Source organism: Pontibaca methylaminivorans (assembly GCF_900156525.1).
GTDB lineage: Bacteria > Pseudomonadota > Alphaproteobacteria > Rhodobacterales > Rhodobacteraceae > Pontibaca > Pontibaca methylaminivorans.
Genome location: NZ_FTPS01000001.1, coordinates 987,631 through 1,001,858, shown reverse-complemented (window position 1 = coordinate 1,001,858; position 14,228 = coordinate 987,631). Strand labels below are relative to the sequence as shown.

Below are 14,228 nucleotides of genomic sequence, written 5' to 3'. Positions count from 1 at the left end.
CCATGTCCTATGTGAACCGCGCCGGGCGCGATGCGATCGAGAATGAAATGCCGTGGAGCGAACGCGACGTTCCGGCAACCCTGCACGAGATGCTGTCACGCACGGCCAGGACCTGTTCCGATCATGCGGCGATCAGCTTCCAGATGTTTGCAACGCCCGACGGAAAGGCCGAGACCTTCACCTGGGCCGAACTGCTTGTCCGGGTCAACCAGGCGGCCAACCTGTTCCGCGCGCTCGGCATCACCGAAGGTGACGTCGTGGCCTGTGTCCTGCCCAATTGCAGCGAAATGGTCCTTGCCGTCCTCGGTGGTGCGGTCGCGGGCATCGTCAGCCCGATCAATCCGCTGCTTGCCCCCGAACAGATCGCCTCGATCCTGCGCGAGACCGGCGCGCGGGTGGTGGTGACGCTGGGTTCCTTTCCCAGGACCGACATCGCACAGAAACTCGCGCAGGCGCTGGCCGGGGCGCCGGATGTGCATACCGTGCTCGAGGTCGATTTCAGGCGCTATCTCGATGCGCCGAAATCCTGGCTCGTTCCGCTGATCCGTCCGCGCCTGCGCCGCCCGGCGGGGGTGGCCTATCACAATTTCAACCGCATGCTCGCGCGGCAGCGGACCGGGCTTGATTTCGACGACGGCGGGCGCGACCGCGTGGCGTTTCATTTCCACACCGGCGGCACCACCGGCATGCCAAAACTCGCGCGCCACACCTATGGCGGCGTGGTCTATAACGGCTGGCTTGGCGGAACGCTGCTTTTGCGGGCGGGCGACAATATCATGTGCCCGTTGCCGCTGTTCCATGTCTTCGCCTGCCACGTGATCCTGATGTCGGCGGTCTACGGCGGGGCGCATGTGATCTTTCCGACGCCGGCCGGGTATCGCGGCGAGGGAGTGATCGACAATTTCTGGAAGCTGAACGAACGCTGGAAGACCAATTTCATCATCAGCGTCCCGACCGCCATCGCCGCCACCATGCAGCACCGGGTGGATGCGGATGTGTCGAGCGTGAAAAAGCTGTTCTCGGGCTCGGCGCCGCTGCCGCTGGAGCTGTTCCGCCGCTTCGAAAAGGCGACCGGCGTCACCATCATCGAAGGCTACGGCCTGACCGAGGCGACCTGCCTTGTGTCCTGCAACCCGGTCGAGGGCGAAAAGAAGGTGGGCTCGGTCGGTATCCCGTTTCCCTATACCGATCTGCGGATCATCCGCATGGAGGCGGAGGGGCCGCGCGACATGCCGGTCGGCGCGGTCGGCGAGATCTGTGTCGCCAATCCGGGAGTGAACCTTGCCGGCGTCTACAGCGAGGCGGAGCGCAACCGCGACCTGATCGTCGACGGGCGGTTCCTGCGCACCGGTGACCTCGGCTGCATCGATGCGGATGGCTATCTCTGGATCACCGGCCGCGCCAAGGATCTGATCATCCGCGGCGGGCACAACATCGACCCGGCCGAGATCGAAGAGGCGCTGCTGGCCCACGAGGCGGTGGCCTTTGCCGGCGCGGTCGGCCAGCCCGATGACTATTCGGGCGAGGTGCCCTGTGCCTATGTGGAGCTTGTGCGCGATGCCTCGGTCACGGCGGAGGAGCTCATGGCGCATTGCGAGACCACGGTGCCTGAGCGCGCGGCGCGTCCCCGGCATATCGAGATCCTGGAGGATCTGCCCAAGACCGCCGTCGGCAAGATCTACAAGCCGGCCCTGCGCAAGCGCGCGATCATGCGGGTCTATGACGAGGCGCTCATGGCCGCGGACCTCGCGGCGCGGGTCGATGTGGTCGAGGAAGACCCGGGCCGGGGGCTCGTGGCGCGGGTCCGGCGCAGCGGCGCGGATGCGGGGAAGGTTGCCGCCGTGCTCGACAGCTTCACCACGCACTGGACCTGGGCGGAGTGATGCGCGCGGATTGGCGGTGGTCCCGTGGCGGCCGGCCCGCCGCATCCGGGCGCCGTGGCGAAGACTCTTCATGCCTCCGGCGGGGATATTTCTGCCAGAAGAAGGCGCGGCCGGTTTCCGGGAAGCAAGCGGGGTGTCAGTTCCCGGCGCTGGTCATGCGCCGGCTTTCGATCACCTCTTCGAGCCAGCCGAGCCGCATCTCCGGTGCCGATGCCAGCAGCAGGTCGGTGTAATCGTCGAAGGGCGGCGAGAGCACCGTCGATTTCACCCCGTAGCGCTGCAGCCCGCCCTGATACATGACCGCGATGGAATCGGCGATCGCCCGCACGGTCGCCAGATCATGGGTGATGAAGAGATAGGCGACGTTCTCGGCTTTCTGCAGGTCGAGCAGGAGCTTGAGGATACCATCCGCGACCAGCGGGTCGAGCGCGCTGGTCACCTCGTCGCAGATGATGAGCTTCGGGTCGGCGGCGAGGGCGCGGGCGATGCAGACGCGCTGTTTCTGTCCGCCGGAAAGCTCGGCCGGGTAGCGGTCGATGAAGCCCTTGCCCATTTCGATCTGGTCGAGCAGTTCCTTCACCCGCTTGCGCCGGGCCGCGCCCCTGAGGCCGAAGTAGAACTCGAGCGGCCGGCCGATGATGGTGCCGATGGTGTGGCGCGGGTTCATCGCCACGTCGGCCATCTGGTAGATCATCTGCAATTCGCGCAGATCCTCGCGTTTGCGCCCCTTCAGATCCCGCGAAAGGCTGCGCCCGGAAAAGTCGATCCGCCCTTCGCGTGGCGGCAGCAGCCCGGTGATGACCCGCGCCAGCGTCGATTTTCCCGAACCGCTTTCCCCGACCACGGCGAGCGTCTGGCCGGGATAGACATCGACGCTGATGTCATGCAGCACGTCGAAGTTCGTCCCGCTGTAGCGCGCGGTGATGTTGCTTGCGCTCAGCACCGGATCGCCGGCGGGCGCCTTTTCCTCGTGGTCGATGGAGCGCACCGAGACCAGCGCGCGGGTGTAATCCTGTTCGGGGGCGTTGATGATCCGGTCGGTGGTGCCGTACTCGACCATCTCGCCCATGCGCAGCACCATGATGTCATCCGCCACCTGCGCCACCACCGCGAGGTCGTGGGTGATGTAGAGCGCGGCGACGCCGGTATCGGCGATGGCTTCCTTGATCGCCTTCAGCACGTCGATCTGGGTGGTCACGTCAAGCGCGGTGGTCGGCTCGTCGAAGATCACGAGGTCGGGCTCTGGGCAGAGCGCCATGGCGGTCATCACCCGCTGCAGCTGCCCGCCCGAGACCTGGTGCGGGTAGCGGTTGCCGATATGTTCGGGATCGGGCAGGCCGAGCTTGCGGAACAGGCCGATCGCGCGTTTTTCGGCCTCGCGGCGCGAACTGCGGCCGTGGCGCACGGTGCTTTCGACCACCTGCTCCATGAGCTTCTTCGCCGGGTTGAACGAGGCGGCGGCGGATTGCGAGACATAGGTGACCTCGTTTCCCCGCAGCCGGCGCAACTGGCGGCGCGAGCAGGCGAGGATATCGCGTCCGTTGAGCCAGACTTCGCCGCCCGAAATGCGGATGCTGCCGCGTCCATAGGCAAGCGTCGCAAGCCCGATCGTCGATTTCCCGGCGCCGCTTTCGCCGATCAGGCCGAGCACCTTGCCCTTTTCCAGGTCGAAGGACACGCCATGCACGATCTCGACCCAGCGCGGCGGCTCTCCGGGGGCATAGGCGGTGGCGCCGATCTTGAGGTCGCGCACCCGCAGGAAGGGGGTGTCGTCGCTCATCCGCGGCCTCCTTTCAGGCTGGTGGTGCGGTTCAGCACCCAGTCGGCCACGAGGTTGACCGAAATCGCCAGCAGCGAGATCGCGAGCGCCGGCAGCAGCGCCGCCGGGACGCCATAGACGATGCCATCCTTGTTTTCCTTGACGATCCCGCCCCAGTCGGCCTGCGGCGGCTGCACCCCGAGGCCGAGGAAGGAGAGGGTCGAGACGAACAGCACCGCGAAGATGAAGCGCAGGCCCATCTCGGCCACGAGCGGCGAGAGCGCATTGGGGAGGATCTCGCGGAAGATCACCCAGATGCGGCCTTCGCCGCGCAGGCGGGCGGCCTCGACGAAATCCATGACGTTGATGTCCACGGCCACGGCACGGGCGAGGCGGAAGACCCGCGTCGAATCGAGCAGCCCCATCACCAGGATCAGGATCGGGATCGTGACCGGCATCACCGACAGCACCACCAGCGCGAAGATCAGCGTCGGGATCGACATGATGAGGTCGATGAAGCGGCTCAGGATCTGGTCGATCCAGCCGCCCATCACCGCGGCGATGAGCCCGAGCACCGCCCCGGTGAAAAAGCTGAGCAGCGTCGCGAGCGTGGCGATGAAGATCGTCATGCGCCCGCCATAGATCATCCGGCTGAGCAGATCGCGGCCGATACTGTCGGTGCCGAGCCAGTGTTCGGCCGACATGGGCGCCCAGACGTCGCCGACGATCTCGGCCATCCCGTAGGGGGCGATCAGCGGTGCGAATATGGCGGCCAGAAAGAAAAGCCCGGTCAGAAAGATCCCGATCAGGGCGGAGATGGGGATGTTCCTCACGCGGGGCCCTCCTTGCGACGGGCGGCGGCAGGGGGATATGGGGTCGCTCTGGTCATCGCGGATGCCTCAGCCTCGGGTTGGCAAGGATCGAGACGATGTCGGCCACCATGTTCAGCCCGATATAGACCGCGGCGAAGATCAGCCCGCAGGCCTGCACCACGGGGATGTCGCGCTTGCTGACGTGATCGACGAGATACTGCCCCATGCCGGGATAGACAAAGACCACTTCGACCACCACGACCCCGACCACCAGATAGGCGAGGTTCAGCATGACCACGTTCACCACCGGCGCGATCGCGTTCGGGAAGGCATGCTTCCAGATCACCCGGAAGGTGGTCAGCCCCTTCAGCTCCGCGGTCTCGATATAGGCCGACTGCATGACGTTCAGGATCGCGGCCCGGGTCATGCGCATCATGTGGGCCAGGATCACCATGGTCAGCACCGCCGCCGGCAGCACGATGGCCTGCAGTTTCTGGCCGAAGCTCATGCTGTCATAGATGGTCGAGATCGACGGGAACCAGTGCAGTTGCACGGCGAAGAAGTAGATCAGCACATAGCCGAGGAAGAATTCGGGGAAGGAGATCGAGGCGAGCGAGAAGGCCGAGATCAGCTTGTCGGGCCAGCGGTCGCGATACCGCACCGACAGGAGACCCAGAAAGATCGCGAGCGGCACCGCCACCAGTGCCGCCCAGAAAGCGAGGAACAGCGTATTGCCGAGCCGCGCGCCGATCTGCGTCGCGATATCGCGCCCGTTGGAAAGCGACGTGCCGAGATCGCCCTGCAGGATGCCGAGCAGCCATTGCAGATAGCGTTGCCAGGCCGGATCGTTCAGCCCCATTTCCTCGCGCAGGTTGGCCAGCGCCTGCGGCGTCGCCGACTGCCCGAGGATCGCCTGCGCCACGTCGCCCGGCAGCAGCAGCGTGCCGCCGAAGATCAGGAGCGATGTGGCCAGCAGCAGGAGCAGGCCGAGGGCGACGCGCTGGGCAACGAGTTTGACGACCGGCAGCACCTTACGCCATCCAGCAGAAGACCGCCGCCGAGTTGTCCATCATGTCGGCGTTGGGGTGGGGCTTCCAGCCGGCGATGCGTTCCGAGCGCGCATCGAGGAAATCGTTGAACATGGGCATGATCAGCCCGCCCTCGTCGCGCACGATCATGCTCATTTCATTGTACATCTCGGTGCGCTTGGCATCGTCCAGCGTGGCGCGGGCCTCTTTCAGCAGATTGTCGAACTTCTCGTTGCTGAAACGGGTGTCGTTCCAGTCCGCGGTCGACAGATAGGCGGTGGCATACATCTGGTCCTGGGTCGGCCGCCCGGTCCAGTAGGAGGCGCAGAAGGGCCTCTTGTTCCAGACCTCCGACCAGTAGCCGTCACCCGGTTCACGCCTGAGCTCGAGCGGGATGCCGGCCTTGCGTGCGCTCTGCTGGAACAACTGCGCCGCATCCACGGCGCCGGGGAAGGCCACGTCCGAACAGCGCAGTACGATCGGGCTGCCGTCATGGCCGGATTTCTTGTAATATTCCGCCGCCTTGTCGAGATCGAATTCCCGCTGCGGCAGGCTGCCGTCGAACAGCGGATAGGTGGCGTTCACCGGGATGTCGTTGCCGACGGTCCCATAGCCCCGCAGGATCTTTTCGACCATTTCCTCGCGGTCGAGCGCGTGTTTCAGCGCCAGCCGCAGGTCGTTGTTGTCGAAGGGCGCCTGGTCCACCATCATCACAAAGACGTTCTGGCCGCGCCCCTGGGTCCGTTCCAGCACCATGCCCGGCGCACGGTCCAGCAGGTCGGCCAGCCTGGGGCTGATCAGGTTCGCCATGTCGACCTGTCCGGACTGCAGCGCCGAGACGCGGGCGGTCACGTCATTGATGATGAGCACTTCGGTGCTGTCGAAATGGCCCCGCGAATCGTCCCAGTAATCCTCGAAACGCTCCATCATGTGGCGCACGCCGGGTTCGTTGACCACGATGCGGTAGGGGCCGGAAAAGATGCCGCCAGCCGGATCGTCGAAACCGCCGCCCGGCTGGATGCGCAGATGCGGGTCGGTCAACAGATAGGGCAGGTCGGCGTTCGGCTCGTCCAGCGTGACCTCGAACACGTCACCCTCGGCGCGCATCTCCTCGATGCCCTTCATCAGGCCGAGCGCGCCCGAAGTGGCCTTCTCGTCCGAGTGGCGCTGCATCGTCCTCATGACGTCCTCGGCCGTCAGGTCGCTGCCGTCGTGGAACTTGATGCCCTTGCGGATCTTGAAGGACCAGACCTTCGCATCGGGGGTCGAACTGAACTCTTCGGCGATGCGGTGCTCGAGCCCGCCGTCGAAATCCACCTGGAGCAGCGTCTCGCCGATCTGCGCGAGCACGTTGTAGGGCGCCTGGCTCAGCGTCAGGGCCGGATCGAGCGAATTCGAGCTTTCACCCCCGCCGAGCCCCATCTTGAGGTGACCGCCCTTCTTGGGCCCCTCGGCGTGGACGGCAGAGCCCAGAAGAGCGCTCGCCGCGGTGGCCGACACCCCGAGCGCGGCCGTGCGGCCCATGAATTCGCGCCGGCTCATGCCGCCGCGCACCACCGCTCGGGCGTAATGCTTGATCCGTTGTTTCATGTGAGTTCCCCCCTTGGTGACTTTGCGTCATTTCTGATCTTGTTGCCCAAAGGGTTGCCTATTTCGGCCCGTCTGACAACCCGAAAGGTTGAACCGGGCAGTCAACGCAACGTCACCTGTCAGTGATCGAGCCAGATCGTGACCGGCCCGTCATTGATCAGGGAAACCGCCATATCGGCCCCGAATCGCCCGGTCTGCACCTTCAGCCCGGCGGCGCGAAGCTGCTCTGCCAGGTGCAGGTAAAGCCGCTCGGCAAGCGCGGGCGGAGCGGCGCCGGAAAAGCCGGGACGGTTGCCGCGCGATGTATCCGCGGCCAGTGTGAACTGGCTGACCACCAGCGCCTCGCCGCCCAGATCGAGCAGCGAGCGGTTCATCTTGTCCGCCTCGTCGCGGAAGATGCGCAGCTTGGCAATCCGCGCCGCCAGTTGCGCGGCCCGCGCCTCGTCGTCGCCGGCCATGGCGCAGACGAGAATCAGCGCGCCGCTGCCGATCCCGGCGATCGTTTCGCCGCTGACGCTGACGCTTGCGCTCTGGACACGCTGGATGAGGGCACGCATGGTTTCTCCGCTTTCTTGCCGAATCCCGTCTACTGGTTGCCGAAATAGGCGAAAATCCCGAGCAGGATCGCCCCCGCAAGCAGTGCGAACAGGATCTTGACCACCGACCAGGGGCGTTCGCCCTGCACCCGGCCGGACTGGCCGTTCACCACCAGGCGATAGGTCTTTCCCCGGTATTTGTAGGCCGCCATCCAGACCGGCAGCAGCACATGCTTGAAGGTCGCGTCGGAAATCTGCGTTTCGATGCGGTGCACCCGCTGGCGGTCGCCGCCGATGTCGTGGCGCACGTCGCTTTCGATGACCTGCTGCATTCTCGCCCGCGCCTCGCTGTAGCCGTCGCCCAGATCGACCGTATAGCCCTCGGCGTGGAACCCGGCGAGATACTGCGGCCGGTAGGGCGCAAGCGCCTCCAGATCCCATGGCTCAAGCGCGTCGGTATAGCGTTTCGGCAGGCTGTGCGAGGCGAGCACCAGCACATCGTCGAAGAACCGCGTGACGGTCCCCGAGGCGGGGCTCCAGCGCACATTGGCGACCCGCTCCTCGACCCGGCGACCGTTCCGCGTCACGGTGCGGGTGGTGTAATAAACCGTCCCGCGCTCGCCGTCGTAGAAGGATCGCGTGTCGGCGTCGAATGTCCAGTACGGCACATAGACGCCCTGCATCCGCCGCCCGCTGCGGGCAAATTCGCGCAACCCGTTCGGCGCGAACCAGAGCCGCCCGAGCCAACCGGTCATGGCCTGGCGCGCCGACGGCTCGTCAAGCGCGAAGGCCATGACCCCGCGCGGCTTGATCCGCCGCTGGGCACCGGTGTCGGTGACCACGGGGGTGGCGCAGAACGGGCATTCGCTGGCATGGCTGTCGGGGGCGAATTCGATCTGCGCGCCGCAGTTCGGGCAGGACACCAGCCGGACCTCGACCAGTTCGGGTGCCGGCAGTTCCTGCGAAAGGGCGCGTTCGAGGTCAAGCTCGCGCAGCCCGGCGCTTTCCCAGGTGGTGGCGGTGATGGCCTCGGTCTGGCCGCAGTGATCGCAGCGCAGCATCCCGGTCGCGGGATCGAAACGGTAATCGGCGCCGCAGTTCGTGCAGGGAAAACGGTGTTCCAGCGGGGCAGGCGGGGCGCTTGTCTCGGCCATCAGTCGGTCGTCGCTCGGGCAGGATCGGGTGCAGAGAGCGGCGGCCGGCGATGCTGCGCCGCCCGGATGGTGACATCGGGCATCCGCGCTTATCCTTCCGGCGGCGGTGGCGGAAGCGTCGCAAGCAGGGGCGCGAGCTCGTCGATCTCAGCCGCGCGCTTCCAGCCGTCCTGCCCGGCCTTCCAGACCCAGCTTTCGCGCCCGAAGCCGCCCCGAGCCGCCATTCCGGCAAGGTCGGTTTCGGAAAACGGGCCTTTCGTCTCGCCGTTCTCGGCCAGGTGCCAGACGGGATCGCCGCCGGGCGGTGGAGGCGGCGGGGTCGCCGCGGCGCCGCCGGATGCTGCAGGGGGTGCCGGCGGCGGCGCGCTCTGCCCCGCGCCCTGGGCGGGGGCCGCGCCCCAGGGGCCGGCCTGTGCCATCTGCGCGCCCATCGCCATGCCCATCCCGGCGCCCAGCCCCGCCGCCATGCCGCCGCCCGACGGGTTCCTTGCGGCCGCCGTCATCGCCTCGGCGGCGGAATATTGCGTATAGGCCGCGAGATCGCCCGCGATTCCCATCGAGGTGCGCTTGTCCATCGCCTCCTCGACCGCCGGGGGAAGCGAGATGTTCTCGATGTAAAGCTCGGGCGCGGTGATGCCGTAGGCCTCGAGCGTCGGCGCGATACGCCCGGCCACCAGCTTGCCGAGTTCGCCGGTATTCGCGGCCATGTCGAGCACCGGGATTTCCGACGCCGCCACCGCGCGCGAAAACTCCTGCACGATGATGTTGCGCAACTGGTTGCTGATCTCGTCCATGGTGAATTCGCCGTCGGTGCCGACGATTTCGCGCATGAACCGCGCCGCATCGGTCACGCGCACCGAATAGGTTCCGAAGGCCCGCAGCCGCACCATGCCGAATTCCGGGTCGCGGCAGATGATCGGGTTGCGGGTGCCCCATTTCAGATCGTTGAACCGGGTCGTGCTGACGAAATAGATCTCGGATTTGAACGGGCTGCGGAATCCGTGATCCCAGTGCTGGAGCGACGTCATCACCGGCATGTTGTTGGTTTCTAGGATGTAAAGCCCCGGTGCGAACACGTCGGCGATCTGTCCTTCATGCACGAAGATGGCCATCTGCCCCTCGCGCACGGTGAGCTTGGCGCCGTATTTGATTTCGTAGCCATAGCGCTCGAACCGCCAGACCATCGTGTCCTGGGTGTCGTCGGTCCAGTGAATGACATCGATGAACTGGCCGGAAAGAAAGTCCAGAATTCCCATATGCAGATCCTTCAGCGAAAGGCGGTCACGATGTGGCATCCATGAGCTCATGCGCGATGCGGAGCGCGATCGGGTGCGCCTCCTCGACGGTCATGCCCGGTCTGAGACGCGGATCATAAAGCATTCGGAGCAGCATTTCATCATGGCGCGTGAGCAGGGCGAATTCGTCGTCGTCGTTGAAGATCGACGGGCGCGCCGAAAGGCTGTCGTTGGGCAGGCCGAGCCCCTGGGCGATTTCCTCGTGGATGCAGGCGAGGCGGACGAGGTCGGGATGTTCCGAGCGGATCAGGGCGATCGCCCGGGCGTAGTCGTGGGGATCGTCCTGTTTCGAGACCGCGAGCATCAGACAATAGAACGATCGGGGCAGATTGCGCAGGATTCCCCGTTCGGTCGCGCCGATCATCGGCGCCTCCCGGTCGAGTCGCGACAGGAGGTGTTCGCGATCGTCCTCGCCGACGATGAAAATGTGGAAATTGCCCCCCGAAGGCACGCTCTGGACCGGATGGCCGGTGATCGCCGCCAGCCGCTGTGCATATCCGTTGATGGCCGCCTGGTCGCGGCGGCGCTGATCGAGCGGGACGCTGGCGCCGAACACGGTGCTGATGCGCACCGGCTCCGACCAGCGGCTGAGCCCGCGCCCGGCCCCCGACGCGGAATATCCGCCGCCGCGCGAATATTCCCCGGAAAAGGCGATTTCCTCGAAATTGCGCACGAGGTCGCGGGGCGAGAACGACGTATCCGCACCACCCCCGTCAATGCGCAGCAACCCCCGCGCGAGCAGGTCGTCCTGCACCTGCAGATAGTAATCCTGCAACTCGCGGCTTTTCTCCGAAGGCTCGGTCACCGCGGGCCGGGCCAGTTGCGCAAGCCCGTCGGGCCGGGTCGGCGGCGATGTCACCGACGGCCCCGACGGCTGCGGGCTGCAGGCGCCCAGCAGCAGGAGCGGCGGCAGGAGCCGGGTCAGGAACCACGATGGTTGGCAGGCCCTTTCCATTGTCGCGGGTTCAATTGCCCGGCGGGTTCGCCGCCTGCTGCGTGCGCCCCTTGGCCGCTGCAAGGGTGTCGCGAAGCTCGGCTTCGAGCGCGGCCAGATCCTGTTCGGCAGCGGCGCGCCGCGCCTTCCCCTCGTCGGCGATGCGAAGGCTGTCCTCGATCGTGCCGATAAGGTCGGCATTGGCCTGTTTCACTGCTTCGATATCGAAAATGCCGCGTTCGCTTTCCTCGCGGATCATGCGGTTGCTTTCGCGCAGATTGGCGGCGTTCTGCGTCAGCAGTTCGTTGGTGAGATCGCTCGCGGCGCGCACCGCGCCGGCTGCCTCGGCGCTGCGCTGGATGGTGACGGCCTGGGCAAGCTGGGTTTCCCAGAGCGGCACCGTGTTCACCAGGGTGGAGTTGATCCGCGCCACCAGCGCCTTGTCGTTTTCCTGCACGAGGCGGATGCTTGGCAGCGCCTGCATGGTGACCTGCCGGGTCAGGCGCAGATCATGCACGCGCCGTTCGAGGTCGTCGCGCGTCGCGCGCAGATCGCGCAGCGCCTGCGCCTTCAGCACCTTCGCGTCCTCGGGTGCGGCATCGGCCTCGGCGGCCAGCACCGGGATCTCCTCTGCGTCCAGAATCCGCAGCCGCTCCGCCCCGGCGGCGATGTAAAGCCCGAGTTCGTCGTAGAACCCGAGCGTCTTTTCATAAAGCAGGTCGAGCGCCTTCACGTCCTTGAGCAGGGTGTGCTCATGTTTCAGAAGCTCGTCGCTCACGCGGTCGATCTGGCTTTGCACCTCTTCGTACCGGGCGGTGAACTTCGCGATCGGCGTGGCGCGGCCGATGAGCCGCTCCCACCAGGAGCGGTCGCGGTTCAGGTCCAGCTCCGCCCCCGAAAAGCCGCGCAGCGTGGTCACGATCTCGCGCAGCGAATTTCCCGCCGGACCGGCATCCTTGTTGCGCACGTCCGCCAGCATGGACTGGCTGATCGCCTGCAGCTCGGTCTGCGCCCCGGCCCCGAAACCCATGATCGAGCCGCTGTCGCGCAGGTCGATTTCATTCATGCGGCGGCGGATTTCGGCGCTCTTTTCCGTATCGGTATCCTGCAGCGAGGGAACCTCGGGCTCGGGTTCGGGCAGAGCCTTCGCGGCGATCTCTTCGATCTCGGCGGAACTCCGTCGCGCCTCCCTGGACATTTCTTCAGACATCATTGGTCCTTTGCTCGTTCGGGTATCGACCTGCCCGGGGTTTCTCCAGCCCGCCGCCGGCGGTTTCAGTCCGGCTCCACGCCTTCGCGCTTCAGGCGCTCGCGCAGCACGTCGATCTCGATGCCGAGATCGCTGCGGTCCTCGCTCAGCATCCGGCGCGTGCGCGCGGCGAAATTCTGTTCCAGATCATCGAGCAGGGCAAGATAATCCTCGCGCGCCTGCGAATCGCGGCTGCGGGCATAGATGTCGGCAAAGCGCGCGGTCGCATCCCGCGCCCCCATGAGATAGACGGTCATGTAGCGGCGCACCCCCGAAAGGTCGCGCGGATCGTCCTCGACACTGCGGAAAAGGTCGCGCGCCGCCGCCTGAAAACGCCCGACCCGCGCCACCAGCCGGCGATCATTGGCGCGCAGGATCTCGCGCCCCATGGCGTCGAGGTAGGCTTCGCCCTCGTCGACCGCGCGCGAAACCCGGGCCTGCTGAAAGGCGTCCCCGCCCGCGCCGGTCTTGCTGCGCAACGGGTCGATGCCGAAGGCCGCAAGATGCAGCACCCCGGCCGCGACCCCGTAAAGCGCCGCCCCGGGCAGATGTCCGCCGCTCTGCGCGACGACGGCGGCGCAGACCCCGAGCCCGGTGAGCGCGGCGGCCATGATCTTGCGCGGGAGCGCCGGCCGGCGTGCGACCTTGCGCGCATCGAACGCGGCCTCGGCCCGCAGCCCGCCGCGCAAAAGCCACGCCGCGAGCCCGAGCAGCGCCGCACCGCCGATCCCGAACAGGAGCCCGACCGGACCCCGGAACAGCGAGACGAAGAACAGCAGAACGGGTGGCGCAAACATGAGATTCGCGGCAAAGCCAACCGGATCGCGCTGCCTTGCCAGGGGGCGGGGCCGGGGATCGTCACCTGCGGGTCCGGGGCTGTATTTTCCGCCGTATCGTTCGGCCATTGGATCAGACTCCCATGAGGCCGCTGGTCACGCCAAACAGCAGGATGACGAGGCCGGCATAGGCAATCTTGCGGACCGTGGGCCCAAGCATGGCATGAGTCTCCCCGCCGTGGATATCGGGGAGATCTAGGGGATATGTCCGCCGCTTGCCAGAGGCGGATGCAAGAATGCCCATCGCATCAGGTGCGCCGCTTGCCGCGCGGCGCCGGGGCCGGACCGGGTGCGGTGCCGCCCGCGCGGGCCTTTCCACCCTTGCCGGGCGGGGGGTTCGGGGGCCCGCCGGGGCGCTTCGTGCCCGCGCGCTGGCCGCCCGGTTCGGCGCGGGGAACCGCATCCTCGCCAAGCTGGTCGCGCAGCACCCGGCGGGGCAGTTCGCGCACCGCCCCGGGCCCCAGATCGCCAAGCTGGAACGGCCCGTAGGAAATGCGGATCAGCCGGTTCACCACGAGGCCCACCGCCTCCATGGCGCGGCGCACCTCGCGGTTTCGCCCCTCGCGCAGCGCGACCGTGACCCAGGCATTCGCGCCCTGCTGGCGCTCCAGCGTGACCTGCATCGGCTGGAATTTCTCGTCGCCGATCACAAGCCCCGCGCGCAGCGGGGCGAAATCCGCGTCCTGCGGGCGGCCGTTCACGCGGGCGCGGTATTTGCGCACCCAGCCGGTCGAGGGAAGCTCGAGCCGCCGCTTGATCGCGCCATCATTCGTCAGCAGCAAAAGCCCCTCGGATGTCAGGTCGAGCCGCCCGATGCTCATCACCCGCGGCAGGCCTTCGGGCAGGTTGTCGAACACCGTGGGGCGCCCCTTTTCGTCCTGCGCGCTGGTCACGAGCCCCGCCGGCTTGTGATAAAGCCAGAGCCGCGGCGGATCGGGCGGCGCAAGCGGCTTGCCGTCCACGGTGATGCGGTCCGCGCCGGTGACGTTGAGCGCCGGGCTGCCGATCCGCTGCCCGTTCACCTGCACGCGGCCGGCCTCGATCATGCGTTCGGCCTCGCGGCGCGAGGCGACGCCCGCGCGCGACAGAACCTTGGCGATACGCTCGCCGGGAGGGGGAGGGGTGCTCATGGCTCTGCGATAACCCAAGCGC

The 14,228-nt window shown here is 66.7% G+C and carries 12 protein-coding genes; 1 reads left to right on the top strand and 11 read right to left on the bottom strand.

The window, feature by feature from the left end; all coding sequences use genetic code 11:
• Positions 1-2: 2 nt before the first annotated feature.
• A complete protein-coding gene (locus tag B0B01_RS04870; RefSeq protein WP_076648183.1) occupies positions 3-1,883 on the top strand; it encodes an acyl-CoA synthetase in 1,881 nt (626 codons plus the stop codon).
• A 136-nt stretch (positions 1,884-2,019) separates the two neighbouring features.
• On the opposite strand, the gene B0B01_RS04865 is transcribed toward B0B01_RS04870, so the two are convergent.
• The 11 genes from B0B01_RS04865 to B0B01_RS04815 form a co-directional block, all read right to left on the bottom strand.
• The gene (locus B0B01_RS04865) at positions 2,020-3,663 is read right to left on the bottom strand and encodes an ABC transporter ATP-binding protein (protein ID WP_076648180.1); all 1,644 of its coding nucleotides are present in this window, start codon (positions 3,661-3,663) and stop codon (positions 2,020-2,022) included.
• On the bottom strand, positions 3,660-4,475 hold the full coding sequence (locus B0B01_RS04860; RefSeq protein ID WP_076648177.1) for an ABC transporter permease: 816 nt from the start codon (positions 4,473-4,475) through the stop codon (positions 3,660-3,662). The genes B0B01_RS04865 and B0B01_RS04860 overlap by 4 nt, the downstream gene beginning before the upstream one ends.
• Positions 4,476-4,527: 52 nt before the next feature.
• Positions 4,528-5,484, bottom strand: coding sequence for an ABC transporter permease (locus B0B01_RS04855; protein ID WP_076648174.1), 957 nt, complete (start codon positions 5,482-5,484; stop codon positions 4,528-4,530).
• A gap of 1 nt (position 5,485) precedes the next feature.
• Complete coding sequence (locus tag B0B01_RS04850) at positions 5,486-7,072, bottom strand: ABC transporter substrate-binding protein (RefSeq protein WP_076648171.1); 1,587 nt, start codon at positions 7,070-7,072, stop codon at positions 5,486-5,488.
• A gap of 119 nt (positions 7,073-7,191) precedes the next feature.
• Complete coding sequence (gene dtd / locus B0B01_RS04845; protein ID WP_076648168.1) at positions 7,192-7,629, bottom strand: D-aminoacyl-tRNA deacylase; 438 nt, start codon at positions 7,627-7,629, stop codon at positions 7,192-7,194.
• 29 nt (positions 7,630-7,658) lie between these two features.
• Positions 7,659-8,762: a TFIIB-type zinc ribbon-containing protein gene (locus tag B0B01_RS04840; protein ID WP_076648165.1), complete on the bottom strand. Its 1,104-nt coding sequence runs from the start codon at positions 8,760-8,762 to the stop codon at positions 7,659-7,661.
• 89 nt (positions 8,763-8,851) lie between these two features.
• A complete protein-coding gene (locus tag B0B01_RS04835; protein ID WP_076650061.1) occupies positions 8,852-10,018 on the bottom strand; it encodes an SPFH domain-containing protein in 1,167 nt (388 codons plus the stop codon).
• Positions 10,019-10,043: 25 nt separating this feature from the next.
• Positions 10,044-11,012 (bottom strand): DUF2927 domain-containing protein, encoded by a 969-nt coding sequence (locus tag B0B01_RS04830; protein ID WP_076648161.1) that lies wholly within the window; start codon positions 11,010-11,012, stop codon positions 10,044-10,046.
• 10 nt (positions 11,013-11,022) lie between these two features.
• Positions 11,023-12,201, bottom strand: a complete 1,179-nt coding sequence (locus B0B01_RS04825) for a toxic anion resistance protein (RefSeq protein WP_076650060.1) — start codon at positions 12,199-12,201, stop codon at positions 11,023-11,025.
• Between the two features lie 65 nt (positions 12,202-12,266).
• Positions 12,267-13,145: a 5-bromo-4-chloroindolyl phosphate hydrolysis family protein gene (locus B0B01_RS04820; protein ID WP_076648158.1), complete on the bottom strand. Its 879-nt coding sequence runs from the start codon at positions 13,143-13,145 to the stop codon at positions 12,267-12,269.
• 179 nt (positions 13,146-13,324) lie between these two features.
• Complete coding sequence (locus tag B0B01_RS04815) at positions 13,325-14,206, bottom strand: pseudouridine synthase (protein ID WP_083946053.1); 882 nt, start codon at positions 14,204-14,206, stop codon at positions 13,325-13,327.
• Between the last annotated feature and the right edge of the window lie 22 nt (positions 14,207-14,228).